This is a genomic window from Levilactobacillus lanxiensis (assembly GCF_016861655.1).
Classification (GTDB): domain Bacteria; phylum Bacillota; class Bacilli; order Lactobacillales; family Lactobacillaceae; genus Levilactobacillus; species Levilactobacillus lanxiensis.
This window is the reverse complement of the sequence record NZ_BOLN01000001.1, coordinates 40,017-65,039: the sequence shown is the minus strand read 5'-3', so window position 1 is coordinate 65,039 and position 25,023 is coordinate 40,017. Positions and strand designations below refer to the sequence as shown.

Annotated in this window: 23 protein-coding genes; 17 read left to right on the top strand and 6 right to left on the bottom strand. The window is 48.3% G+C overall.

Annotation, left to right across the window (positions count from 1 at the left end):
- Positions 1-158: 158 nt before the first annotated feature.
- Together rpsN and JUF22_RS00250 are read right to left on the bottom strand one after the other, a co-directional pair.
- Complete coding sequence (rpsN, locus tag JUF22_RS00255; protein ID WP_203642293.1) at positions 159-428, bottom strand: 30S ribosomal protein S14; 270 nt, start codon at positions 426-428, stop codon at positions 159-161.
- 578 nt (positions 429-1,006) lie between these two features.
- On the bottom strand, positions 1,007-2,038 hold the full coding sequence (locus tag JUF22_RS00250; protein WP_125764640.1) for an aldose epimerase family protein: 1,032 nt from the start codon (positions 2,036-2,038) through the stop codon (positions 1,007-1,009).
- 284 nt (positions 2,039-2,322) lie between these two features.
- Between JUF22_RS00250 and JUF22_RS00245 the strand changes: the two genes are divergently transcribed.
- Positions 2,323-3,138 carry an alpha/beta hydrolase gene (locus JUF22_RS00245; RefSeq protein WP_203642291.1) on the top strand — a complete coding sequence of 272 codons (816 nt, stop codon included), beginning with the start codon at positions 2,323-2,325 and terminating at the stop codon, positions 3,136-3,138.
- A gap of 43 nt (positions 3,139-3,181) precedes the next feature.
- On the opposite strand, the gene JUF22_RS00240 is transcribed toward JUF22_RS00245, so the two are convergent.
- A complete protein-coding gene (locus JUF22_RS00240) occupies positions 3,182-4,000 on the bottom strand; it encodes a Cof-type HAD-IIB family hydrolase (protein WP_203642289.1) in 819 nt (272 codons plus the stop codon).
- A gap of 246 nt (positions 4,001-4,246) precedes the next feature.
- Between JUF22_RS00240 and JUF22_RS00235 the strand changes: the two genes are divergently transcribed.
- From JUF22_RS00235 to JUF22_RS00185, 11 genes are all read left to right on the top strand, one after another.
- Positions 4,247-4,630 (top strand): MarR family winged helix-turn-helix transcriptional regulator, encoded by a 384-nt coding sequence (locus tag JUF22_RS00235; RefSeq protein ID WP_125764646.1) that lies wholly within the window; start codon positions 4,247-4,249, stop codon positions 4,628-4,630.
- A gap of 211 nt (positions 4,631-4,841) precedes the next feature.
- Positions 4,842-6,695, top strand: coding sequence for a glycoside hydrolase family protein (locus tag JUF22_RS00230; protein WP_203642287.1), 1,854 nt, complete (start codon positions 4,842-4,844; stop codon positions 6,693-6,695).
- Between the two features lie 470 nt (positions 6,696-7,165).
- Positions 7,166-7,663, top strand: coding sequence for a hypothetical protein (locus JUF22_RS00225; RefSeq protein WP_203642285.1), 498 nt, complete (start codon positions 7,166-7,168; stop codon positions 7,661-7,663).
- A 214-nt stretch (positions 7,664-7,877) separates the two neighbouring features.
- Positions 7,878-8,429, top strand: coding sequence for a hypothetical protein (locus tag JUF22_RS00220; RefSeq protein ID WP_203642283.1), 552 nt, complete (start codon positions 7,878-7,880; stop codon positions 8,427-8,429).
- A 14-nt stretch (positions 8,430-8,443) separates the two neighbouring features.
- Positions 8,444-8,959 (top strand): hypothetical protein, encoded by a 516-nt coding sequence (locus tag JUF22_RS00215; RefSeq protein WP_203642281.1) that lies wholly within the window; start codon positions 8,444-8,446, stop codon positions 8,957-8,959.
- A gap of 38 nt (positions 8,960-8,997) precedes the next feature.
- Complete coding sequence (locus JUF22_RS00210) at positions 8,998-9,495, top strand: hypothetical protein (RefSeq protein WP_203642279.1); 498 nt, start codon at positions 8,998-9,000, stop codon at positions 9,493-9,495.
- A 63-nt stretch (positions 9,496-9,558) separates the two neighbouring features.
- Positions 9,559-10,044, top strand: a complete 486-nt coding sequence (locus JUF22_RS00205) for a hypothetical protein (RefSeq protein ID WP_203642277.1) — start codon at positions 9,559-9,561, stop codon at positions 10,042-10,044.
- Between the two features lie 192 nt (positions 10,045-10,236).
- A complete protein-coding gene (locus JUF22_RS00200) occupies positions 10,237-10,671 on the top strand; it encodes a hypothetical protein (RefSeq protein ID WP_203642275.1) in 435 nt (144 codons plus the stop codon).
- Between the two features lie 72 nt (positions 10,672-10,743).
- Positions 10,744-11,928 (top strand): hypothetical protein, encoded by a 1,185-nt coding sequence (locus tag JUF22_RS00195; RefSeq protein ID WP_203642273.1) that lies wholly within the window; start codon positions 10,744-10,746, stop codon positions 11,926-11,928.
- Between the two features lie 239 nt (positions 11,929-12,167).
- A complete protein-coding gene (locus JUF22_RS00190; RefSeq protein ID WP_203642271.1) occupies positions 12,168-13,034 on the top strand; it encodes a CAP domain-containing protein in 867 nt (288 codons plus the stop codon).
- 388 nt (positions 13,035-13,422) lie between these two features.
- Positions 13,423-13,845, top strand: a complete 423-nt coding sequence (locus JUF22_RS00185; RefSeq protein ID WP_203642269.1) for a Spx/MgsR family RNA polymerase-binding regulatory protein — start codon at positions 13,423-13,425, stop codon at positions 13,843-13,845.
- Positions 13,846-14,236: 391 nt separating this feature from the next.
- Here the strand turns inward: JUF22_RS00185 and JUF22_RS00180 are convergent, their stop codons facing one another.
- On the bottom strand, positions 14,237-15,007 hold the full coding sequence (locus JUF22_RS00180) for a C40 family peptidase (protein WP_236000670.1): 771 nt from the start codon (positions 15,005-15,007) through the stop codon (positions 14,237-14,239).
- Positions 15,008-15,414: 407 nt separating this feature from the next.
- Between JUF22_RS00180 and JUF22_RS00175 the strand changes: the two genes are divergently transcribed.
- A complete protein-coding gene (locus tag JUF22_RS00175; RefSeq protein ID WP_203642267.1) occupies positions 15,415-16,125 on the top strand; it encodes an MIP/aquaporin family protein in 711 nt (236 codons plus the stop codon).
- A 184-nt stretch (positions 16,126-16,309) separates the two neighbouring features.
- On the opposite strand, the gene JUF22_RS00170 is transcribed toward JUF22_RS00175, so the two are convergent.
- Positions 16,310-16,894, bottom strand: a complete 585-nt coding sequence (locus tag JUF22_RS00170; protein ID WP_373306099.1) for a TatD family hydrolase — start codon at positions 16,892-16,894, stop codon at positions 16,310-16,312.
- A gap of 588 nt (positions 16,895-17,482) precedes the next feature.
- On the opposite strand from JUF22_RS00170, the gene JUF22_RS00165 reads away from it, so the two are divergent.
- Both JUF22_RS00165 and JUF22_RS00160 read left to right on the top strand, forming a co-directional pair.
- Positions 17,483-19,987, top strand: coding sequence for a MucBP domain-containing protein (locus JUF22_RS00165; RefSeq protein ID WP_203642266.1), 2,505 nt, complete (start codon positions 17,483-17,485; stop codon positions 19,985-19,987).
- A gap of 314 nt (positions 19,988-20,301) precedes the next feature.
- The gene (locus JUF22_RS00160; protein ID WP_203642265.1) at positions 20,302-22,578 is read left to right on the top strand and encodes a MucBP domain-containing protein; all 2,277 of its coding nucleotides are present in this window, start codon (positions 20,302-20,304) and stop codon (positions 22,576-22,578) included.
- A gap of 70 nt (positions 22,579-22,648) precedes the next feature.
- Here the strand turns inward: JUF22_RS00160 and JUF22_RS00155 are convergent, their stop codons facing one another.
- Positions 22,649-23,083 carry a MarR family winged helix-turn-helix transcriptional regulator gene (locus JUF22_RS00155; protein WP_203639134.1) on the bottom strand — a complete coding sequence of 145 codons (435 nt, stop codon included), beginning with the start codon at positions 23,081-23,083 and terminating at the stop codon, positions 22,649-22,651.
- A gap of 106 nt (positions 23,084-23,189) precedes the next feature.
- Between JUF22_RS00155 and JUF22_RS00150 the strand changes: the two genes are divergently transcribed.
- Both JUF22_RS00150 and JUF22_RS00145 read left to right on the top strand, forming a co-directional pair.
- Entirely contained in the window at positions 23,190-23,648 is a 459-nt protein-coding gene (locus tag JUF22_RS00150; protein WP_203642264.1) for a DUF2798 domain-containing protein, read from the top strand.
- A gap of 258 nt (positions 23,649-23,906) precedes the next feature.
- On the top strand, positions 23,907-24,773 hold the full coding sequence (locus JUF22_RS00145; protein WP_203642263.1) for a hypothetical protein: 867 nt from the start codon (positions 23,907-23,909) through the stop codon (positions 24,771-24,773).
- Positions 24,774-25,023 lie beyond the last annotated feature (250 nt).

Genomic DNA, 25,023 nt, shown 5'->3' with positions numbered 1-25,023 from the left:
GGTTCTACGCCTGTCTATCCCGAGTCTGGCGGCCTCTGAAACGTGCTCCGCAAGGCAACTCCCTCCGCTTAACCCCATTAAGCACCGGACCGGGTCCCCCGGTCGGGCACTTAATGACGTTAATGCTCAGGAGTTAACCGCCTTGCTCCGCACTCTGTCTACCAGCTAGCCTTCCGGACCCCGGGAATCTGTCCCTGATGGGCTAATTGGCGGAAGTTTAACCGGGATAACCCGAACTTGCGCATGTAGGCGTGTGGCCGGCCGTCGAGGTGGTCTCGGTGATGCATCCGGGTTGGGGAGGCATCCCGCGGTAACAGGGCGAGTGCTTCGTAATCGCCCGCTGCCTTTAATTCAGCGCGGCGTTCCGCGTACTTTTCAACGGTTTTTGCAATCCGTTTTGCTTTTGCAATCTTTGACTTCTTTGCCATGAATAGATGTCGCTCCTTTATAAATAGTAATGATTACGTTTTACTAACTTATCATAGCGGCCATTTAATTGTCAAACGAAGCGACTCGAAAATTCCTAGTAGGCGCAATCACTTAACGTTGCTAAAAAAATCTGACCACCCACATAAAGTGGAAAGTCAGATTTTTTTTCAACTATTTTTAGAAAAACACACGCAGAAAAACTTTCTGCTAATACTCACGATAGGCTAAGCCAATCACTACAAGTAAGCACGTGATGGTGAGTTAAACCTGTGTCAGCACAGGCTTGGTGAAAATGCGCCAGCACGGTAAGTGTCAGTGACCAGAGGTGGGCCAAGGCGACCAGCTGTGTCGATGGTCTTAGCTGAGGTTTTTTCTCAGCTTAGAGCATGGGACGACCTTTGAGACCGCACTTCGGCTCAAAGTCGAGGTGGAAGCCCGTTTCTCAGGCTGGAACCGACCCCATAGCAGGGCGTTTTGAACCCACCGCCGGGAACGGAAAGTTACCGCATGCGTCAGCGTACTTTTCACCAGGTCTGTGGCGAGGGCAACGACCGTTTAGCCCACCAAAATCAAAGGCTTAGTAAGTGATGTCGTAGATGATTTCGTCGCGCTTGGTCTCGCCTGGCGCCAGCTTAACGTCCCCAAATTCAGGGAAGTTCTGGGAGTCGGGAAGTCCTTGTGCTTCCAACGCAACGCCCATGTAAGGCTGGCCAGCACCAGTCGTCAACTTCATGTCGGACGTGAAGGAGTTCGCGGTGAAGACCACGAGACCGTTACGCTTGGACTTGATGGTGACGGCCCGGTTGGATTGCGGATCGGATAATTTAGCGACCATGTCATCGGCGCCCGGAACCACGTGGTACACGTCATCGAAGCCCTTTTCGGGGATGTCTTGGAGTCCACGGATGGCCTTGCCTAAGTTTTGACCGTCGGCGAAGTCGTAAGGGGTGCCAGCGTTAGCGACCATCTTCCCGGTTGGTAATTTTTCGCCGTCAAGATCGAGGTGTTCTTGGCTGTTGATCTGCAACGTTTGCCCAGAAATCAACTGGTCATCGCCGACGTTAAAGTAGACGTGCAGCGTTGGATTGAAGAGGGTGAGTGCCGTGCTAGTGGCTTCGAAGGCCAGGGTCACCCGGTCGTGGTTGTCCAGACTGTAGATCATTTTAGCGGTCAGGTCACCAGGGAAGGAGTCGTCGGTGCTCTTGAAGGTGTGGGTCAAAATGATTCGTGCCTTGTCGGGGTCCGTGGTGTCCAGGTTACCGGCCCAGTTGACCGTGTTGAAGCCGTGGGGACCACCATGCAGGGTATTCTTTCCTTCATTAGGATCAACGTGAACGGTTTGACCGTCTAAGTCGAAAGTTCCCCGGGTAATCCGGCCAGCAGTTCGGCCAATGCCCATGCAAACGTAGAACGGATTGTCTAGGTAATCGGCCATCTTGTGGTAAGATAGCACCAGATTCTTATCACCCTTGGCAGTCGGCACCATTAACTGGTGCAACGTGGCTCCCCAGCTCAGGATGGCAAGCTTCACACCATTGTCATTTTCAATGGTGTATTCAGTGACGGCTTCATTTTGGTAAGTATCCCAGTGGTTCGTAGCAGTTTGCATAGCAAGTCCTCGATTTCTATTTGTCTAAAGCGGTTTCATTTAAGTCTATCATATATTTTTGTCCGGACAATTGTCAAATGAATTTCTAACAAAAACCAATAATTGGTGCGGTTAATCACAAGGCTGTCGTGAAGCAACGTTTGTTTGACCAAGATAGGCCATAACTTATGCGGATGAATTTCCACGTAAAAATGTTAACGGTGACAAATGTTTTATGAACGAAATTTCACTTGTGTACAATTGAGAGAACTGGCATAATGGATTAGTTTAAGGAGGGTTGCGGTATGTGGCGTAAATTACGTTGGTTGCCAATGGTTTTGGGTGCAAGTTGGTTGGGGTTTCACTGGGCAAGTCGGCAGACGACCCCGGCAGAGCCCCTGCGACGACGGCGACCACGGTTCACTTACACGACAACGCCGACACTCTTTATTCCTGGTTGGGGTGGCAACGCGTGGACCTATAATGGGTTATTGCGGTGGCTGGCTCGAGCCGGATTTGGTCACAAAGTGTTAACGGTGCGCGTCGACCGTCACGGGGAGTTACATGTCACTGGAAAGTGGACCGGCCAAGCCGATAATCCACTGATTCAAGTGATATTTGACCATACGTTTACGGCCGACTATCAACAGCAGATTAGCTGGATCACCGCGATTTTGCGGTATTTAAAAAGCCACGACCACGTGCAAGCCTATAATCTCGTGGCTCACTCGTGGGGTGGCAGTGCTGCAGTTAATAGTTTGTTATTGTACGGTGCGGCGGGGGATGTTCCCCGGCTGAACCGGTTAGTCCTCTTGGGATCTCCTGTTGACGAACATGATGCGGATCACCCCGTTGATGCCACTTTTCAGCGGCTACGGGCCACGCCAGTCGACTGGTCGGCTCTGGGGACGGGAATGATTCACAATGTCTACGGCACGCTTTCTGGCCGACTCACGGATGGGTCCGTACCGGTGTCTCAGATTACCCCACTGCGCCCGCTACTAGCGGACAGTGCGCTTGGGTATCAAGAACACCACGTTCCCGGCGTTGGGCACGGCCGGCTACACAGCTCACCACGGATGTGGCGGCTGATTGCCCGGCTACTGTGGGCAGACGAATGAGACAGGCTACCAGCAACTAACCGTTTGAATGGTTTAGTTACTTTTAAACTTCGTCGGCTAAAATGGCCTCAATGACGTCTAGTACGCCATCGTGATCATTGTCGGCTGGGGTAATTAAGTTGGCGACCTGTTTCACGGAATCGGTTCCGTTTTGCATCGCGACGCCAAGACCCACGTGAGCCAGCATCTCCCGGTCGTTATCGTTGTCCCCAAAAGCAGCGATTTCACTGGGGTCGATGTGCCACGTCTTGGCGAGTTCGGTCAGGCCAATGGCCTTGTTCATGTGGGCGGCGACGATGTCGATACTGCCGAAGCCACTGGCCATGGCGTTGATCTGTCCCGGGAACCGGGCGTTGAGCTTAGCGGCCAGTTGCTGGATGGATTCGTTGGGCCACTCACCGTTGATTTTGTAAATGGTGTCGTGGACCTGCGTCAGGTCGGGCACGCGAACCACGTTATTGAAGAAGTATGCCTGAGATTTTGCATCCGTGGGCTGGTCCGTCTGGTTAATGTAGGTGCCATGGGCACCGGACAGGCGGAGTACCTGTGGCCGCAGCGTTACGTCGGCGAGAATGGCAGTTACGACTTGTTTGACGACCGTGGCATCGACCGGTGTTTCTAACAAGGTCTGGCCCTGGTTAACAATCAGGCTACCATTCTCCGCAACGAATGTTTGGACGCGGGGCGTGGGGGCAAACACTTTCTCTAAATGGCCTAAGTGGTTCCCACTGGCCACGACAAAGTGGATGCCAGCGGCCGTCAGGCGCGTGAGTTGTTGGTCAAAGCGGGTGTGATTGTATTGCCGTTGTGAATTCAGGAAAGTCCCGTCAACGTCGGTGGCAATCAGTTTAATACGTGTCATGTTGGTCTCCTTCATGTGTTTAAGAATTTCTAATGTTAATGATAAAGACTTCCGGTTAGGAATTCAATGGTGTATGTTAACGAGAGAATGAAAATAACGGTTCTAATTACTAGTGTTTTTAATCAATATGTTATAAACTATTAATAAATCGGTAACATAAAGACTGAAAATAAGGGTTATAATAAATGGTTAGCGGGTCAGATAGTAGAAGCCACGCTAACGCAATGCAGAAAGGAAGAAAGATTAATGACGCAAACGAACGATTTAAACCAATCCTTGGAATGGTTCTCACAACTCCAAAAGATCATGCGGCCAGTAACCACGATTAAAACGGAGGATATCACGATTTCGTTGGAACAATTTAACTTGTTGCACGCCATCACTGACCAAAAGGAAGAATTCACGCCAACCAAATTTGCTGGGCAAATTGGCGTTTCCAAGTCAATGATCTCCGGTCAAATCTCTCGGTTACTGCGCGCTGGTTTAATCGAAAGCATCGCCTCACAAGTTGACCGTCGTCAACACAACTTAAAGTTGACGCCAGATGGTGTAAAAGTTTATACCCAAGTTCGCGGTCAAGTTGTCGAACGCCTCAACGGCTTGCACGATGACATTTCACAATTAATGTAGTCAGCCGCGAAAACGAGACCGTTTCTGGATTGACCAGGCGGGGTTCGTTGGCGAAATGTAAACAAAGTACGTTAATTTTCATGTAAAAAATAAGTCCCCTTTACGACTGGAATCTTTCAATCGTGTGACATTTTGGTTAAGATGGCCCAACGCTTTCTTGTCTTAGCTATAATGGAACATGTAGAAAGAATTTGGAACTGGAGGGGATTTTTTGAATTTGAGGAAAAAGCTCGGCCTATTGGTTACGGTTGCCGCGGGAGCAACATTAGTAGGTCTAAGCTCGGTCAATGTCTTACCGAGTCTGAGCGCGAACGAGTCAGTTGCCTACGCAGCGACAACGATTAATGCAAAGCACCAGGGGATGGTTGCGGACGCCAAGACGGCGAACAATGACGCTTTGCAGAACATGATCGACAAGTGGAGTGGGAGTGTCACCATCCATGTGCCAAAGGGGACTTACCTCTTTGACGCCGGGAACATTAAGTTACATTCGAACATCACGTTTAAGTTTGATAAGGGTGCCGTTTTCCGGATTACTGAAGGCAACCGGGTGAACTTTGTTTATCCTAGTCCGGAAGCCGGTTACGATGGCGGTATCAGCAACGTGACTTGGCAAGGCGCTACGTTCCAAGGCGATAACACGTCTGCCGGACAAAGTGTCTTCACCCAAAGTATCCATCACGCTACGAACGTTAACTTTGACAAGTGTGTTTTTGACAACGCCGAATCACCGACTGGCCACTACATCGATATCGATGGGAGCCACAACGTCAATATTACGAATTCCGTTTTCACCGGATTCAACGGCTCACAAGATTTCAAGGAAGCCATTCAAGTGGACTACTCCAACAAGAAGGCGATGTCTTACAAGAACAAGGGCGACCAATACGATAACTTACCTAGTTATGACGTGACGGTCGACAACAACCAGTTCTTGCCAGTTTCCAAGAAGTCCGGGCAAGTGTCTTCATACGCGCCTAACCCAATCGGTGAACACGCCATCTATGGCCATGGGAAGGCGGGCATCATTCATGACGTCCACTTCACCAATAACACGGTCGTTGATCCTAAGCCACTGATGGACGATGGCGTTGCCACGATTCACTTTAAGGGCATTTCTAACCTGTGGATCACCGGTAACAAATTTATCAACCAACACGTGTTAGGTTCTGGGAACTACATTTACCTGTTGAACTCCGAACCCGATTACACGATGACCAACCTGAACATCACGGACAACACGTTTACCAACGTTAACCCTACCAAGCAGTACGTTTACTTGGATAGCACGTCCGATGATAACCCGATGACGGACGTCACCATCACCGGGAACAATGCCATCACCCAGAAATTGGGTGCCACGTTTGTGAAGGGAAACTTCCCATTGACTAGCGCTGGTATTGACATCCATGACAACAAGATTACCAAGGGTAGTGTGGTCGACACCAATGTGACCTCGCAACAGACCATCACCGACACGACGGTCAACAAGCCATCTGGTTCCAACTCAACTAGCAAGCCCAACAAAGACAAGCAAAAGCTGAAGAAGCGTAAGCAAACTAACAAGAGTGAAAAGTATGTGGGCGGGTTAGACACCCAACACGCTGAGCTCAAAGCCAACTTCGCGACTTACTCCCTGTACAACCATATTCGCGGTCACAAGAACTGGAATATCATGAAGTACAACTGGAAGAAGCAAAAGAAGATGCGCGTTTACGTGGATATGCGGGCCACGGCCGATACCGGCGACTGGTACCGCATCCGCTTCAGCAAGAAGTCCACGACCAAGTACTGGATTCGCAAGGGTGCCTTGCAATTCGATACCTTCTCAAACGAAGAATACAGTCGAGACTTAACGCTGATGAAGATTTACCCGGTTTACACGCTGCCATTTAACGATCCGATGTTAGCCAAGCAAAAGGGAACCACGGCAGACATCTCCGAGCGGCGGGTGACGATTACCCACCGAGTTAAGCGGACCGATTCTGACGGCAAGGTCACGACTTATTACCAAATGAGTAATGGGTTGTGGACGCGTGCCCTAGCCTTCGATCTCGATTCATAAACCATTTTCCTCGCCTTACCGGACGGCAAAAATGGGGCGGAACGCTGTGGGCAGGACGCCCAGAGCCAAAGAGCGGTCTCTGTGCTCGCTTTGAACCGCTGAGTAACGCGTTTCAAAGACGCCATTAAAGAAGCGACGGCAGGTGCCGTCGCTTTTTTAATCCCACGGCTGACCCCATTTTTGCCGTCCTCTCGGCTGAGACTGGTTTAACCATGTCTTTGTTCGTGTGATGATTTTGTAAATAGTTTTACGAGGTCCAACCTGTGTATTTGCGGGTTGGGCCTTTTTTGTGCAATAACAGCATGCAGAGATGCAAGCAACTCTACTGGTCGGAAATAGTGTTATCGGCCGTGGGGTTTTGCTACGATTGTTGCGGTGCTTGTGAATTGTCCGAATCTTTGGGAAATTTCTCTTGCGCCTAATAAAATGTGTTCAGTGATTCGGCTGGCACATCGTGGAGGATATCATAGATGACAAGATTACATAAGCAATTACTGCATGCTGGTCTGGCCTTGATGACGGTAGCAACGGTTGGGGCCGCAATCCCTGGAGCGACGGCTAATGCCGCAACACGGACAGTGCCTCAGTCCTTGAGAAATACCTGGTTTGCTTGGGGAAAAGGCGATGGCGGTGCGAATAGAGTTAAGATTACAGCCAAGACTTATACCAACACTCTTGGGGTGTATCAACATGGTAAATGGCGTGTGAATAGCGAGAAGCATACGCTGAAACTAGGCAAGAAGTTAAAAAAGAATAAGACCTTTACGTTGAGCAAAAAGGCGGACAGGAATGGTTACCGGACGCTGACGACCTTGGATCAGTATAATAAATATGTAATGAAGGTTAAACGCGTTAAAGTTCACAACAAAACCAAGTTAAAAATGATCACCAAATTTTCTGACAACTCTAAGCGAACGGACATGTTCTTCCCGGTGACTAAGAAAATCGTCAACACGTATATGGATTAGGACAAGTTAACTTGAGATAGTTGCGGGCGTTTTTTTGTTTGAGGTACGAAATGTAGAGTTACATGCATTATTCCAGGTCAGGAATAGTATTATCGACCGTTTTAGTTTGCTAGGCTTTACACGGTGTTTGTGAAGCGCTTCAATGACAGAATGTGACGTAAACACCGAATAAAGATGTGTCCGCTGAGTGTAGATGCATCATGGAGGATTGAAAATGACAAGATTACATAAGCAGTTGTTGCGCGCTGGTCTGGCGTTGGTGACACTGGCTAGCGTGGGATTAGCTGGGACAACGGCTAACGCAGCGACCAAGCTGGGCAATTCTGTGCCGAAGTCCTTGTGGGGAACCTGGTACGAGTTGAACAGCCAGTCGGGAATCATGCGGGTCAAGCTGACAGCCAAGACCTACAGTATTTCCAAGGGGTTCTTTATTAAAGGAAAATGGACGCCTAACTGGAACGGTGGCAAGACTTATCGACTAGGGAAAAAGGTCAGGGACCAAAAGACATTCACGATTTCGGCCAAGAATAATAAAAAGGGTTACCGCACGATTACGGCACGCCACAACAGTTATTCCTACGTGAAGTCCCAGTACAAGCGGATGACCTCTAGGTATTCAAAACAGATTGTTTTGGATCATAGAGAGATGACCTATACCAATAAACGACGGCCGACAGTGGGGGATGCATATCCGTCAGAATTGGCGCAATATGCCAATCCGGCCAAGCATTTTTACGATGAGTTTGGCATTGGTAGTCTGAAGTAGGAGAGGTGAAAGAAATGAAACGTGGCGTATTGATTAGCGTTAGTTTGTTGTTGGGGGCTCTCGGGTTAGGGATGAGTCTGCCAACATCTGCGAATGCTGCAACGACAATTCCGAAAAGTATGCAGGGAACCTGGTTCTATTTTAGTGGTGATGAAGATCCAGGACTCACGCGGGTTGTTCTGAAGGACAAGACTTACGATATAGCTTTTGGGACGTTTAGTCATGGAAAATTTGTTAAAAAGTGGAATAACAAGCAACCTTTGAAGCTGGCTAACCAATTGACGGTTAATAAGACGTTTACAACCAGTAAGCAAGGTAAGAAACTGATACTGAAGACTAAGATGGCAGATTGGGGACTGATTACATACACCTATTCGATGAAGAAGGGGCATCTTTATCAGCATTGGGAGAAGTATGACGGTGGCTTCAAGAACGCTTACTCAAGCGCTACATTTAAGTATAGTAAGTTGGCTCATCCAGATAAGTATTTAAGTGACGTGTACAAAAAAGGATTAGATCCTCGGGTGTAACACGTAGGGCTTAATAAATTGACTAAAGGAGTAATAATATGAAAAAATCAGTATCAAGAATGGCACTTGCCCTGTCATTATTAGGACTGGGGATTGTTGGTGCAACCGGCGTTTCGACAACGACGGCCCATGCTGCTAAGTTGTCAGCTGTCCCTAAAAATTTACGGGGAAGCTGGGGCACGTTAGGTGAAGATTTTTATATGGTGACTTTCACTAAGAATAGTTTTTCGTTCTCCGACGTCACACAAACCAAGAGTAAAAATTGGGTGATGCAGAAATCAACTGATTTTTACCAACACTTGAAGCTGGGTAAGAAGGTTAAGGTGAATAAGACATTTACAATCAGTAAGAAGAATAAACATGGTTATGTATATGTTCACTCAAAAAGTAAGGGTGATAGTTTTACCAATAAGTATTACTTTAAAGTCAAAGGTAAGACGTTGAAGTGGAGCAATTATCCGAATGGCAAAAGGGCTGAAGAGTATACGAAATTGCCGACGATGGCTAGTCGGAAGGCATTCTTCGGGAGCATCTAGACAACAACTGTGCAGTTTTTGTGTGGATGATATATTTTTTGATAATACGAGGAGAATGTTGAAATGAAAAAATTAGTGAAATTAGGCGTTACAGCGTTAGTTGCTGTGAGCTTTGGCGGATTGACAGTTACGACGGCGGATGCAGCGACCTGGCATAAGGGGTTGCCCAAGATTGTTCGGAACAAGATGTACCGGACTAAGTTTGATATGACTTATCCAAATGATCCGCAATACACTTGGTACAAAGGGACTAAATCGACGTTAATGGAGCATGCTACGCAAAGTGGTGCACCATATAAACCTTCTAAAACAAAGTATAAAAAGGTTGGTAAGACTTACATCATTCATGGTTATGACAAGCTCAGTACTGCTAGAAACAAAATGTCTGGCAAATCCGGAAAGGTCTACGGTTACATTCGAGTCCGCAAATTAAGCAATAAGAAAATCAAGATTGCTGACGGTAAGAAAACTACTAAGTATGAGGGAAAGTATGTCACAATGCAGCGCTTTTACCACTTTCCCCGGGTAAATGGTCGGGTCCAAAAGTAGGGTATAAATGTAAGTCAATTTGTGCCGTTTTAGCGCAAGTGATATATTTAACGGGGTGAATGGTTGTGATCTGACGCCGACTAACCAGAAGTGTTATGGCACAGGTGACAAGTCAATTTGCCTCGTTTTCGTACATAGGTAATTTTTGAAAATAAGCCGCGCGTACGCGTACAGAAGAGGAGAAATAACAAGATGAACAAGTTTATTAAGGCGGGAGTATCTGCCCTGGTTGTCGCTGTCAGTGTTGGTGGGTCAGCGATAACCGGAGAGGCTGCGACTTGGCATAAAGGCTTACCGACATTTATTCAGAACAAAAAGTTCAAGAGTAAGATCAAGGGTCATACAGGCGTGTGGTCTAAGGCTACTAAAACTACAGTGTTCATGAAACATACCCAGGGTGATCCAACGCCAGCCATCAGTCATACTAAGTATAAGAAAATGGGAAAGGTCTATTTGATCAAAGGTAAGTATCACGATTCCCGCATGGGAAAAGGCATGAACACTTACTATTACCGGGTTCAAAAGCTCACTAGTAAAAAAATAAAAATGGCCAATGGTAAGACTGGCAAGCTGACTACGATGACAAGATTTAAGCATGCACCTAAGAATAGTCAGACTTGGTGGTAGTGGAATGCATGAAATGGGTCATTATCTTTTAGCATACTCAGTTGAAGCGGACATAGGGAGCTAATGAATAAGATGAAAAGAAGAATTTTATGGCTAAGTTTGCTGGTGGCACTTGCCGTCGTAGGTGCTGGGTGTGGCAGACAAGCTAACTCTAAGACGGGTCACAAGGACAGTCAGTCAACCAAGGTTGCCGACAGGACTGGCAATAAGCAAGCCACCGCGACTAAAGCGGAAACGCCTAAACCCTCAGCGTTGACGACGTTGTTGTCTCCACTGATGGGGAAGAATGCTGAAGATCCGAGTACCCAATCGCACAATGAATTGACGTATTCTCAGTTCTATTATCAACATAACAATTGGTACTGGCGGTTATCTTCTAAGGCACAGAAAACAATTGTTGGCGGAAAGATTACAACCCTAAGTGGGGATTCTAGTGAGTATAAGTTGACCGGCAAGCAGACCAACGGGGATAAGTTTACCGTGAAGTTAACGTGGTATTCTTCAAATCAATCTTATTGGCTCAAATCCAGCACGCCCAAGTTTAATCGGGCGTACGTGGTTGGCGACACCAATGGGTCCTGGACGACCGGGGCACCGACAGCGCTAATTGGGACCTGGTCGACACATATTTATAAGCCGGCGCCAAGCAAGTACGATGATGCCGAAACACTAAAGAAGGCGCCTTACAGTCGAACCCGTTTCTTTATCAGTGATCAAGGAATCGATGGCCAAAAGGATAGCTTCACGCCGAAGTATACCGTTTATGATACGGGAAATGGTTGGGGGGCCAACGATGCGACCACCTACAAACAACTTAGCGACAATACTTATTTGTTGCGTACAACTTCAAGCGGACGACTTTTCAATGTCTACAAGGTCACACTTAAAAATAAACAACTGACCGTGGCGGGGGGCGAGAGCGACCTAGCCAATCTGAACAAGGTTTCTAGCAAACCGGGGCAGGCCTTTGGTTTCGACAACAGCTCGGCACTACATTTAACCTCGAAGCAACTGGATAACTGGATTAATCGGCACTTGTCGGACTTCAATCGGGACTCGCATCAAGTCAAGCAGGCTTCATTTATGGCAGATACGGACAAGAAGGGGCGGGTGACCGTCGATGTCTACGATTATGGCCGTAACATCCCGGTTGCTCCGCGGGTTGGTCGGTTCCGGGTCACCGCAATGGGGGTCTTAGAAGGCCAAGAAGCTGGTGATACGATTTGGTGGCCAGTTTCTGATGATCCAACCAATTAACATTTCTGAAGTGGTGTCACCAGGCAAAGGGGTTAAGGGCTGAGGCATAGACAAAATCACCGACACTAGCGAGTCGGAAGACGTTCTGCGGTAACTATTAACACCCCAGTTTGCGCCGTTTTAGCGTAAGTGATATATTTAACGAGGTGAACGGTTGTGAATTGACAGTAATTTCAATTCGACCGATTACCTCGTTTTGTACATAGGATTTTAAAATGAATTTTCAGGAGGAAAACAAGATGAAAAAGTTTTATTTAGCTTTAACCATTCTGGCCGTTGCGACGGTCGGTCTAAGTGCCACAACCACGCCGGCTGCGGCCAAGACTGGCGTCAAGGTAATCAGTACCAAGAAGGTCAAGAAGACCGCCTACCATGCCACGAAGGGGACCATTTACAAGACCAATAAGCTGACCAAGGTTGCCCACCACGCCAAGAACTACAAATACACGACGTTGTACGTGACCAAGCAGAGCACGGTTCGCAAGGCTAATCACAAGAAGGCCGTCTACAGTTACATCACCACGAAGAAGGCCCGCGGCTGGATTTTGCGGAGCTATTTAAAGAAGGGGGTTGCGCCTAAGAAGTCGACTAAGACGATCCAGACGACGACCACCACGACTACGACGAAGAAGAACGACGACTCGACCACGACGCAGACCACGGCGTCTACGTTTAACGCCCAAGCGGCCAACGCTGATTTCTTAGCCATGGTCAACAAGGAACGGGCTAAGACTGGCGCCGCACCACTGACGATTGCGACTAAGCTGACGAATTTGGCTAACCAACGGGCCGCTGACTGTGCGAAATTAGGCGATATTACCCACTACGATAGTGCGGGTAACACGGTCTACCTTGAAGAAGGGCCTAAATTTGGTATCGACTTCAACGAGGGCCTGAGCTCTGAATGCCTGTACATGGCCGATGAGGGCTTTGTGGGCGACTACCAGAAGGCTGGTACCAATGCCGCCGACCAGTACCTCTACCACGATGCTGAGTCCAACTGGGGTCACCGGGACAACCTGATCAACCCTGAAGCCAAGACGATTGGGATTGGCTGGAAGATTTCTAACGGCACGATTTACAACGCTGTCGACCAACAAGGATAGTAAATATAAATGCAGCCCACCGGAGAATACAAATTTTTCGGTGGGTTGTTAAGTTTTCCTTCAAACTTGATTCACATCAATGACACCGTTTTCCTGAAAATGGTACACTGTTTCCAAGTTCTAGCGAGCATCTTCAAACAATCTTCACCTTTCCACCGTAAAACGGTTGCATTCCCCTGATAGAGTGTATTGTAAGCCCATGAAAAGTGGACGAACAGGCTAGCCAATCGTGAGAATCTGAAGAAATTGTTAAAAGGTGGCCTAGACCGAGTAAAATGGGTTTCATCATTCCAGATTGTGGTGTACAATGAGAAGCATAATTAGCACTCAAACAAAAGAGTGCTAATCCAAGTACCTCATCGAAGATAATCAATTGGAGGGCGATTCTATGATCAAAATGTACTTTCACGCTAAAACGACTGCGGTAACTAAAGCCATGAAATGGTTGGCGAACCACGATGCCATCTTTACCGCTCGTGACATTAAAAAACAACCTTTAACCAAGGATGAAATTCTTTACATGCTTTCTTTAACTGAAGAAGGCACCGACGACCTGATCTCAACGCGTTCTAAGGCTTACAAGGCCTTGCCTGCGTCCGTACAAGACATGGGGATGAACGAACTCGTTGATCTCTTGCAAAAGAATCCGGGGATTTTAAAGAACCCGATTGTCGTCGATCAGAACAAGTTAGCCACTGGCTTCGACCTGGAAACCATCCGGGAATTCGTGCCAGCCGCTTACCGTAAGAAGGAACTGGCCAGTTTCTTCAAGATTTTAAACGGCGGGAACAACAATACCGCTCTGGCTTAACACCAGCATAATAGAAGAGTAGATGACCGAGCACCGACACAATTTTGTGGCGGTGCTTTTTCTGTTGGTCACTGATTTTCGCTCCCGGCGGCAATCTTCGCTCCCACTGCTGTGGGAAACGCCTGCGGCCTGGGGAGCGGTCCTCCGGCTCGCCTTGAAACCTCGCCAGAACCGCGAGTTTCCAAGGTCGTCCCATGGTGTCGGCTGGGAAAGACCCCAGCCAACGCCATCGACACAGCTGCGTCCGCGAAGTTGCCTCTGGTCGCTGACAACGGCTAGACCAGAAAAGCACTGCCACAGCTTGTGTGGTGGTCGAACTTTACTCATCGATAGTCCGATTGCGCAAAAAAAGACCGCGACTTCTCACGGTCATCATCGATTGTGTTTAATCTTAGCTCAAACTAGCCGGCCGGGAATATCCCACCGTATGCCACCACGAAACGTTGGTAGCTTCGTTGACCACGCCGCGGAGTTGGGCGTCGATCATCTTGTTGCCACCCTTGTAGATACCGACGTGGCTGATGTTGTTCTTGCTAGTGCCGAAGAAAATCAGGTCGCCGGCCTTGGCGTTGGCGGCGCTCACGTGGGTGTAGGTGTCGTACTGGGATTGGGCCGTCCGGGGCAGCGTCTGGCCAATGGCCTTATTGTAGACATACTTGGTAAAGCCGGAACAGTCAAATGAGCTGGGGCCATTAGCGCCGTACACGTAAGGCTTACCCAGCAGGGACTTAGCCTCACTGTAAATGGCGCTGTACGTGCCGTTACCGGTCGTGGCGGTGCTGGTGTGGGCGTAGCTCTTCTTCTGCAGGTAACCGTGCCAGATCCAGCCGGAAGCGGTCTTCTTGCCGTTGGTGACGTAGTAGTACAGGTACTTCACGCCGTCCTTCTTGACGATATAGCGCTTCTTAGTGGCGTGCCACGTGGTGTTGGGGTAGTTCTTTAAGTAGTGCGTTTTCTGCCCAAATTTCATATCGCTGGCACTGCCACTTAGGTTGTAGGTCCAACCGGTCGCGCTCTTGCGCGTGTAGGCGGTGTCGGTCATATTGCTGGTGCTGACGATGGTGTTGGTGCTATTGGCCTGCGCGGTGGTTTGGTGCAGTGCGGGCACTAAGGCAGCGGCGAAGGCCACGGCCAAACTAACTTTTTTAAGTGTTTTCATCATTTTAATCCCTCATATGTAAGATATTTGTGGTGCTTGCTACTCCTTCTAAGATAACGTATGGCTGTAACAAATTGATTACGGGGTGACATCATTGCGGTTACCATTGTGTGTATGTCAGTAATGTAACAAGGGTTGGATGACTTGGGTAAAATGACGAGACTAGTTGTCATCAGGCTCTAATTGTTCAAAAAGTTCATGGAAACTAGTCACCAAAAAGTCGACCTAAGCTGTGCCGGGACGGCGGTTAGTTGCGGTAACAAACTTTGACAGAATTCACATCAAATTCTCATATTAAGCAGTTAATCTGTAACCGTTAACATTTCAGTATCTACAATCCTTACAGATTGTGTTAGACTATCCGTAGCGCTTATTAATTCCATTACATATTAAGAGGAGGGTGTTATTTTATGAATGGCTTTATTGGTGAGTTTTTTGGAACCCTGGTTTTGATTCTTTTGGGTGTTGGGACCATGGCTAGTGTTAACTTGAACAAGTCCTACGCTAAAGGGTCAAACTGGACCTACGTGTGTGTGGCCTGGGGTATGGCCGTGACAATGGGGGTCTATGTTGCCGGGTTACTCGGTTCACAAGGCCACTTGAACCCAGCCGTTACCATTGGGTTCGCGCTGTTTGGTTACTTCCCATGGGCGGACGTTGTGCCTTACCTGTTGGGTCAATTCTTGGGGGCCTTCGTCGGGGCCGCGTTAGTTGCAATTCAATATTATCCTCATTTTAAAGATTCTCCTGACGAAGCCAGCGGTAACCACGTGGGAATCTTCTCCACGAAGCCCGCTATCAAGAACCCACTGTACAACTTTCTCTCTGAAACAATCGCCACTTGGGCCTTCGTCTTCGTTCTCTTGAACTTAGGGAACTTCACGGCCGGCTTGAAGCCGTTCGTCGTTGGTCTGGTTATCATGGTTGTCGGGATGGGCTTAGGTTCCACGACTGGGTTCGCTTTGAACCCTGCCCGTGACTGGGGTCCTCGTCTGGCTTACACCATCTTACCAATCCCTCACAAGGGAACGGCTGAATGGAGCTACGCTTGGGTACCAATGTGTGGCCCACTGGTTGGTGGGATCTTAGCTGCCGGCCTGCAATACTGGATTACTTATTAACCATTTTTCGGTCGAAATCGACTGGTTAGTCGTTGGTTTGGTCACTTGCTTTTCAAAGGCGTGACCAAGTCCGTCCGAAATAAGATTCATTGCTTAAATGCAACGCTTAACAACTAATGGATTAAGGCTTTAAAGCGCTAAAAAGAGGCGACCGGGAATTCCCTGGTCGTCTCTTTTTGTGCTGTCATGACAGAAATTGCTGGAGGTTTTGATAAACGTTGGCTTCCAACTCGGCCGGCGCCATGCCCCGTAGATTGGCAATGATGCGCAGACTCTGCTTGAGAATCATGGGGTAGTCCGTCACCGTGACCGGGCGGTGCTGGGCCCATGTCACGGCGGCCAGACCGTCCGTTTCAACCAGGAGACGGTTGAGGGGAATGGTCTTGGCCAACTGGGTGACGGCCGGATCGGTCAGAACATCGGGGCCAATCGTGAAGTAACAATCGAGTCGGATATAATCTGCTTGATACTCGGGTGAGGCGTACCAGTGAACCAGGTAGCGGTTGGGGTATTTCTGAATATTGGTCAAGACGGCGCGCTCACAGCCCTTGGTGTGGAGCACGACCGGTTTGCGGTGGTCGTGGGCGAACCGGAGCTGGGCCTCGAAAATACGCGCCTGCTCCAGCAGATTCACGTCCGTCCAAACGCTGTCCATGCCAATTTCGCCAATGATGTTGGTGGCTTCCAGGTAGGGCGTGACCTCGGACCAGCGCAGTTCGGTGGCCTGCCAGGGATGAATGCCAAAGCTCAATGGCTGATGGCCGTCGATGAGCTGACGATTGGTTTCCCATTCGGTGGGTGACTAACAATTGATCAAGGCTAAAATGTGTTCGTCGCGTTGGAGTGCGGCGAGTTCAGAACTGCCATCCAGATGACAATGCGCATCACATAACATGGTGGAGGCCCCCCTCGAGATTTGTTGCATTGAGTGTAGCACGTTCTGGTGGCACCACCTACTGGGAGGGGTTGGTTGGCACGGTATTTTGTAAAAGGGGCCAGTTAGGGCCCTCTCGGTAGGATTGGTCAATAGCCTTTCTTTCTACACAATTTAAAATTTGTAACATAACAATTTTCACGAAAAAACGGCCAGACTTTGTGAAAAGGTTAAACCGTATTACTTGCTATGGTGACCGTGACGTAGGCAATTAAATCACAATTTTATCTTGTGTGTAAATTAGTCGAATTGACGAATACCACTGTTAAACGTTTTGCCCATTTAGTAGATTTTAAGGGGCGAAGTGGCTATAATTATATTTGTAAAGAGCATAGACCGTTTTGCATCAAAAACGGGTGGATCAACAACTACTCATGCGGCGAGTGAACTACGATAACATGTTTTTAGAGGGGACTGTTATTTATGTTTAATACCAAAGAACACTATAAGATGTATAAAAAAGGGAAAACCTGGATTTTTGCCAGCATCGTCACAGCCACGTTAGCCTTGGGGGCTTTCGGCGGTCAGACGGCCCATGCGGATACTAGCGAAGCCGCCACGATCGATGAAGAGACAGCGACCCAGGAATCGGTGAAACCAGCGAAACAGGTGACACTCGGTCAGCAGCAACACTCACAGACGCCGGCCGATACGACGGTTAAGGAAGCCACTGGAACTACCAATGAGACAACAACGTCGAGTGATGGAACGAAAGATCCAGTGACGGTGCCAGCTAAGGAGACAGAAACAACGCCGGCTACGGATAAAACCAACGATTCAGATGGCGACACGGCGGACAAAAACGGGGACGCTGATTTACCAGCAGCGCCAACGCCAGGCACAGACAAAGCGGGCGCGACGGACGACAGTAAGGTGACCGAAAAACCTGCCGCAGACGCACCAATCGACCAGACCAATAATGAGGTCGCGTCGACAACTGACGAGCAATCAGTGCCGCCAGTTAATACGGTTAAAAAGGTCAATCCACGGTTGCGGTCAATGGCTGCGCCAACACCAACGCCAGCTGTGACGGCAGCACAACCCGTCGCTGAGGCTGAGGAGTCGATTGATCAGTGGATGCCGAATAAGACATTACAAAACTTCATTCTGAAGCAGTTGAATGCAGGTGGGTATGGGAAAACTTGGAATAGCGTTGATGATATCACCAAGGCAGATATGCTGAACTTTACACGTTTAGATTTCCAAAGTGTTTCGACCTATATTGATGGAAAAACGGAGTTCTCTTTGGAAGGACTTCAGTATGCAACTAATTTAACGAATTTAGATTTATTAAATAGTCTGGATTTGTCACCTGCATCAATGCGTGGAGACATTGTAGATATCACACCGCTGGCAAGCCTTGTTAATTTGCAACGGTTACAACTTAGCAGTCAACGAGTGTCTGACATTACACCTTTAGCAGGGCTGAAGAAGATAACAGATTTGAACCTTAGCAATGATTGTATTGCAGACTTTTCGTCTTTAAACAGTGCCCAGTACACTAAGTATTTAGGGGTTTCGGGACAGTTTGTTCTGCGGCCAGTTGTTTATATTCCAGTAACCGGTCTGTACTCAATGGAAAATCTGGTTAAGGCCCCTCAAGGTCAAAGCTTTACGTATGCTGGTTCTGCCAGTAAAGGCATACCAATTACCCCTGCGACTTCGCCTAATGGAAAAGTTGGACTCTTTTATAGTGGCGGATCTAGTACGCTTACGGGAAACCAGATTGATTTTCGAGTAGTTCAAAATCAAATTATGCCTGGTCCAACGGTCAGCCCCTATGAAGGGTATACAGTTCTTCAAAATCCCTATACTTTCTATCTGATTTCGGTCTATCTTGATGATAGTGGTAATGAGGTTGCTGATGTATTTACCCCATATGTTGTCGCCAACTATGCCGAAGACGTAACGGTCAATTACGTTGATGAGTCTGGCCAGAAATTGGCTGACCCGGAAACCTTAACCGGGCTAATTGGTGAAGGCTACACGGCACCAACGAAGGAATTTGCCGGCTATGAACTGACTGAAACGCCAGCCAACGCGACCGGGACCTTCTCCGACACGGCCCAGACGGTGACCTTCGTTTACAAGGAAGCTACATCATCCGTGACCGTACATTACCAAGATGAAGCCGGGACGACGATTCAAGCCGACACGGTGGCTTCTGGTCAGGTGGGGACGACTTATGACATTGCCCATCCTGACATCACCGGGTACACCTACAAGGAAACGCAGGGGGATGCCCAAGGGACCTACACGGATACGCCGACTGAGGTGACCTTCGTGTACACCAAGAACGCTGGGACCGTCACACCACCAGTTGTCACACCAGACCAAACGATCACGGTCACCGTTCACTATCAAACGGCGGACGGCACCACGGTCGCACCGGATGAGCTGGTAACTGGGAAGGCCGGCGACACCTACACGACCAGTCCAGCGGCTAACGTGCCGGATGGGTACAAGCTAGTGACTACGCCAGCCAATGCCAGCGGGACATTAGGCGACAGCGACTTCTCCGTGACTTACGTTTACGAAGAGACTGGCGGAGATGGCGACAAGGTCACGCCGGATACGGACAAGCCAACGACCAAGCCGACGAAACCAGGAACCAAGCCTGCCACTAAGCCAGCTGCGACGCAGAAGACGCCGGCTAAGAAGACTCAGGCCGGTGGTCAAGCAGATGCCTTGACTAGCAAACGTGGTGGCAAGACCATCGCGACTGTGGCCAAGGGTGGCGCCGCCGCTAAGGTAGACTTAACTGCCAAGGCGGGCACGCAAGCAGATCACCCGGCGATTTCAAAATCAGCTGCGGCCGACCTGCCACAAACCAACAGTAGTGAACAGACCTCACCATTCTGGGGTGTCGCACTGTTAGTGGCGGTCTTAGGCGTATTTGGATTTAAGCTCAAGCGCAAAGAACAATAAGCAGAATGACGGAACGGACTGAGCGGAAATGCTTGGTTCGTTTTTTGTTACAGCTTTCTGATGATGTACCCATGAAAAACAAACTAATTTATTGATGGCTAGCTAGTAGATTGTTTATTTAGAAGTCAAGCTTGATGGTAGTTTCAGTCGCTTACATTTTAATAATAACTTTGTAGCATGTCATAAACGGTTTTTGGGGTGTGGACATTCTATGAGTTAATCAATATAATGACCAATAGGGAGAGAATTAATTGAGATGCTAAATTAATAGGTGAGTGTGAAGCGTGCGGACAAGTACTTAGGGAGTGAGTATGATGTTGAAACAGTGCGGTGGATCAGAACATTATAAGATGTACAAGAAGGGGAAAACTTGGATTTTTGCGGGGATCCTAACTAGCTTCTTCTTGGTCACGACGGTGGGAACCGAGACGGCTCATGCGGATACGGCTGATAACGATGCGGTACAAAATGATACTCAGCAGGTCGTGCAACAGCCGGCCACCCAAGAACAACAGGTTACACTGAAGACGGCGGTGGTTCAGAAAGACGAGACGGTTCCGCCCGTTGCGGATGAACCCGAAGAGAACGTGACGCCGGACGCTGAAAAGTCTGCGACTGATGCGGCAGAAAAGCAGACGCCAGCGGAACCGGAAACCACGCCGCCCGTTGTCGAAGAGTCACAAGACAACCAGCATACAGGCGAACCAGCCGCAGAGCCAGCACCGGTGGGGGATCCTGAGGTGTCTTCGGCCAACAAGGTCACCGCAGTCCAAGACGAGACAAACGACGTTAAACCGGTAACCGAAGTGATGCCGCCAAAGGCCAAAGTTAATCCACGCTTGCGGTCGATGCCAGTGCCACAAGCCGTGACGGCGGCTCCCGTTACTGCAGCCGTGCAGGCGGACCAGTCGATTGATGAGTGGATGCCGAATAAACGCCTTCAGGGTATGGTTTTATGGACGTTAAATAATAGTAAGCTTGGGAAGACATGGGCTGATGCGAGTGAGATTACAAAAGATGACATGTTATTGCTGACAACATTGTCTACGGATAATGGACAATTCTCTGAAAATTGGACGTCAACTTATATTGATGGAAAAACTTCATTTTCTTTGGAGGGTCTGCAGTATGCCACGAACTTGACCTCACTCGATTTAATTAATAATTTAAATCTTGGAGAAGGTTGGTATAACGGGGATATTACGGATATCACTCCGCTCAGTGCCTTATTTAAGCTGACGTATTTACAATTAACTAGTAACCGGATTACTGATATATCGCCGATTGCGGGGCTGAAGAACATTATTGAATTGGAGATTCCGTACAACTATATCTCTGATTTATCTTCGTTGAATGCGGCTCAATATACTAAGCGGTTCACTTTCAACAACCAACTGATTATAAATGATCCAGTTGTAGTTGACGGGGAATCACGAACATATACGACCCCGATTGTGGTTAAATTGCCACAAAACTATCAGTCGACGTTGACACCTAAAATCGGTTATGGGTGGGCTTACCACACCACGACAGAAGTTTATAACTTTTTGCCAGCTGGTATAGATACTGTTGTTGGCGGGAATATCGTTTACTCAGAAATTCCTGATCAGGTTATGCCGGGTTCAACCGCTGTTCGATTTGACGGGTTCACAACGTATCAACTCCCTTACTCTTACTATTTGAGTCAGTCTTACTTTGAGGGAAATAACGGAAATGGGGCATTGGACTTTTCTGTTTATACGCCATATACCATTGCTGCTAAAGCACAAGCAATTACCATTCACTATCAGGATACGGAGGGAAAAGAGATTGCGCCGGTTAAGGTATTGCCGGATGGCATGGTTGGTGATCCTTATACAACGGAGCCTTGGGCCATTAAGGACTACACTTTGAAGACAACGCCAGAGAATGCAACGGGAACCTATGGTGATACGGCGATTGACGTCACTTACGTTTATACCAAAAACGCTGGCACGGTCACGCCTCCAGATGTTACACCGCCAGTTGTCACGCCAGACCAAACAATCATGGTCACCGTTCACTATCAAACGGCGGATGGGACCACGGTCGCACCGGATGTACTGGTAACCGGGAAGGCCGGCGACACCTACACGACTAGTCCAGCGGCGAACGTTTTGGATGGGTACGAGTTGGTCACAACACCAGCCAATGCTAGTGGGACACTGGGGGACAGTGACTTCACTGTGACCTACGTTTATGCTAAGTCGGGTGGGGATGCCGATAAAGTCACGCCGGATACGGATAAGCCAACGACCAAGCCGACTAAACCAACCGCTAAGCCAGCTGGTAAAAAAGCGGCGGCTGCTAAGAAAGCGACAAATGGTGGTCAGGCCGCTCAGCTTGTTAGTGGTAAAAAGGTTGCGACTGTGGCCAAGGGTGGCGCGGCCGCTAAGGTGGACTTAACCGCCAAGACGGGCACACAGGCAGATCAGCCAGTAGTGACGAAATCAGCCGCTGCTGACTTGCCACAGACCAACAGTCGTGAACAAACCTCACCATTCTGGGGTGTTGCACTGTTAGTGGCGGTCTTAGGTGTATTCGGATTCAAATTCAAACGTAAAGAACAATAGGCACGTAATCAAACAGACAGTCATGGCTCGGCAAAGATACTTGTCGAGCCATGACTGTCTGTTTTGGCGTTTATTTAGTCTGATCAAACTTTTTAGCCTGTTCACTCCAGGCTTCTAACTGCGTATAGACCAGTTCAACATCGTTGGCAGGGACGTCGCCCAGAACCTGGTCCCAAAGCGACTGTTTGAGCTGACGAATCGTCTTACAAGCGGCCTTTCCCTTAGGCGTGATGCGAATCCAAGTGATTCGGCGGTCGCTGTCATCGGGGGTTCTGGTGATGTAGCTGGCGTGTTCAAGTCGGGTCAATTCGCGGCTCACTAGGCCCTTATTGATGGCAAGCTCGGTCGTAATTTGTTTAGCCGTGACGCCATCGTGCTCATTGATGAAGAGCAGAAAATTGGCGTTGCTGGCATTGATCTCGGGTAGCGTCAGTTCGTGATTCATGGCAATCTGAAAGCGACGGTGGAGTGCGCCGATAAACTTGCCAATCTTGGTGATATCCAAAACAACGGCCTCCTTTTTGTTTAGTATAGCATAACATATAGTTGACAAATAAACTAAATTCGGTTATTCTTTAATAGTTGATTTATCAACTATGGGAGGATTTTAAATGACTTTGAAACAGCGCTTGATTTTTTCTTTCTTGATGTGCACGGGGATGGCTAGCAGCATGAGTTGGCTAGGCATGGCAAAAAATATGGGGATCAATGCCAACATGTGGCGGGTGTTTGGACTGTCTGTCGGACCGACGATTCTATTTGCGTTTGTCCTCAATGTGTTGGTCGTCAGTAATCTGAGTACGTTGCTAGTCAAAATAGGGACGCGGCCGCTGGTCAATGCGTCTGCCATTCAGCTAAGGGCCGGCACGATTCGTAGCTGGACGATGCTGCTGGTGATGTGTTTTACCATGAGTACCCGCGCGCTCTTGATGAACGGAACACTGGCCCACATGACGGTGACGCAGTTTGTCCTGAGCTTCTTTAGTACCTTGACGATGGCCTATTTTGTCCGTGATCTCTTGATTATGCCGGCGATTCAACGACTGATGACACGGAAGCAGCGGGTTTAGGGTAGGGATTGTTGAATTTAAAATGAAATTTTTGACGCAAAAATGTCCTATCTTCCGGAATAATACCGTGAGAGGGGCATTTTTCAATCTGCTAAGGGTCGAGAGTGCGCAAACAGACTTGAACCATTGTCCTGTCTGGTTTCAGGATAAAAATTTTAATAAAGTATTGTTGTCATGACCTTCTTAAAGAACGATGAATTTTGGCTTGGTAACCAGGGCTACATCTGCTAAAGTTAAGGACATAACGGGAGGTAGAAGATGAAAATTTCAGTGAAACAATTATGGGTGTTGGGAATTGTGGTTGGGTCGATGATGTCGGGGACGACCGCTACAGCTGCTACTTTGCTCATGGGGGCACATTATTCTCAGCAACGCGCGAATTCAGTTAAATTAGTGTGGCGGCGGAGTATGGCCCGCAAGGCTTATCATCCAACGGGGGCTGCGGGCGCGCGTTACTCCAAACACCTGGGGATTCGCTACCAGGCGACATTAGATACGTTGACCCACCATACGTTTTTCACCGATGCGCATGAGAAGGTTCGGGTGAAAGCAACTGGGAAATCGCGCATCTATTATCACGTTAAGACTTCTGACGGCTTGTTTGGCGGCTGGGTCTGGCGCGGTTATTTGAAAGCCGGTGTCACACCTGGATTGGGCAATGCTGGGCAGACACCGATTCTGAAGGGGAAGCTTGATTTGACCAGTGCTAAAAGCACCGCGAAGTTTGATCGGGACGTTGTTGCTTACGAGCAGAAGTTGCGACCGAATTTTAAATTTAAAGCCAAGGCAAACCAGCTTTCTCAGTTAGAAGCTCAAAATTACTTGAATCGGGATGCAAATAGCTTGGCGGCTATTCAGAAGATTGATGTAGGAACGTCACATATGAATGGGAGCATGGCCTACATAACCATTAGTGATTTTAATCAACGATTAAGTCGTGGGACGAGTTACACCAGTCAGGTTAAAAACATGGCAGAATTTTTTGATGATTTACTGTCCAGTTGGCAAGCATCACCTCAGGTAGGCATTGGTTTTTACACGCTACCAGACAATCAATTGACCGGGAAAACACCGACAGATTACCGAGCGTTTTACGCGGTGAGCTATGAGGATGATAACGAGTAGGCAGTGGCCCTAGCCGGGATGGCTGTATTAAATTGGTTTCAATTTATAAATAAAGTACGCAATCACGTTAAGACGAGCTGAATGATATTTGGCTCGTTTTTTATTTGGAATTGAATTAAACCGGTAATGATTATTGCTAAAGTAAGACTAGAATATAAAATTAGTTATTAAGAAGAAAGGTTTCACATATTTACTTGATTGCTATGTGGATATTTCATATAATGATTTTGTGAGATGGCCGTTATAGCCT

Coding starts and splice junctions, on each gene's coding strand:
- rpsN (WP_203642293.1), bottom strand. CDS start 428: ATGGCAAAGAAGTCAAAGATTGCAAAAGCAAAACGGATTGCAAAAACC.
- JUF22_RS00250 (WP_125764640.1), bottom strand. CDS start 2,038: ATGCAAACTGCTACGAACCACTGGGATACTTACCAAAATGAAGCCGTC.
- JUF22_RS00245 (WP_203642291.1), top strand. CDS start 2,323: ATGTGGCGTAAATTACGTTGGTTGCCAATGGTTTTGGGTGCAAGTTGG.
- JUF22_RS00240 (WP_203642289.1), bottom strand. CDS start 4,000: ATGACACGTATTAAACTGATTGCCACCGACGTTGACGGGACTTTCCTG.
- JUF22_RS00235 (WP_125764646.1), top strand. CDS start 4,247: ATGACGCAAACGAACGATTTAAACCAATCCTTGGAATGGTTCTCACAA.
- JUF22_RS00225 (WP_203642285.1), top strand. CDS start 7,166: ATGACAAGATTACATAAGCAATTACTGCATGCTGGTCTGGCCTTGATG.
- JUF22_RS00220 (WP_203642283.1), top strand. CDS start 7,878: ATGACAAGATTACATAAGCAGTTGTTGCGCGCTGGTCTGGCGTTGGTG.
- JUF22_RS00215 (WP_203642281.1), top strand. CDS start 8,444: ATGAAACGTGGCGTATTGATTAGCGTTAGTTTGTTGTTGGGGGCTCTC.
- JUF22_RS00210 (WP_203642279.1), top strand. CDS start 8,998: ATGAAAAAATCAGTATCAAGAATGGCACTTGCCCTGTCATTATTAGGA.
- JUF22_RS00205 (WP_203642277.1), top strand. CDS start 9,559: ATGAAAAAATTAGTGAAATTAGGCGTTACAGCGTTAGTTGCTGTGAGC.
- JUF22_RS00200 (WP_203642275.1), top strand. CDS start 10,237: ATGAACAAGTTTATTAAGGCGGGAGTATCTGCCCTGGTTGTCGCTGTC.
- JUF22_RS00195 (WP_203642273.1), top strand. CDS start 10,744: ATGAAAAGAAGAATTTTATGGCTAAGTTTGCTGGTGGCACTTGCCGTC.
- JUF22_RS00190 (WP_203642271.1), top strand. CDS start 12,168: ATGAAAAAGTTTTATTTAGCTTTAACCATTCTGGCCGTTGCGACGGTC.
- JUF22_RS00185 (WP_203642269.1), top strand. CDS start 13,423: ATGATCAAAATGTACTTTCACGCTAAAACGACTGCGGTAACTAAAGCC.
- JUF22_RS00180 (WP_236000670.1), bottom strand. CDS start 15,007: ATGATGAAAACACTTAAAAAAGTTAGTTTGGCCGTGGCCTTCGCCGCT.
- JUF22_RS00175 (WP_203642267.1), top strand. CDS start 15,415: ATGAATGGCTTTATTGGTGAGTTTTTTGGAACCCTGGTTTTGATTCTT.
- JUF22_RS00165 (WP_203642266.1), top strand. CDS start 17,483: ATGTTTAATACCAAAGAACACTATAAGATGTATAAAAAAGGGAAAACC.
- JUF22_RS00160 (WP_203642265.1), top strand. CDS start 20,302: ATGTTGAAACAGTGCGGTGGATCAGAACATTATAAGATGTACAAGAAG.
- JUF22_RS00150 (WP_203642264.1), top strand. CDS start 23,190: ATGACTTTGAAACAGCGCTTGATTTTTTCTTTCTTGATGTGCACGGGG.
- JUF22_RS00145 (WP_203642263.1), top strand. CDS start 23,907: ATGAAAATTTCAGTGAAACAATTATGGGTGTTGGGAATTGTGGTTGGG.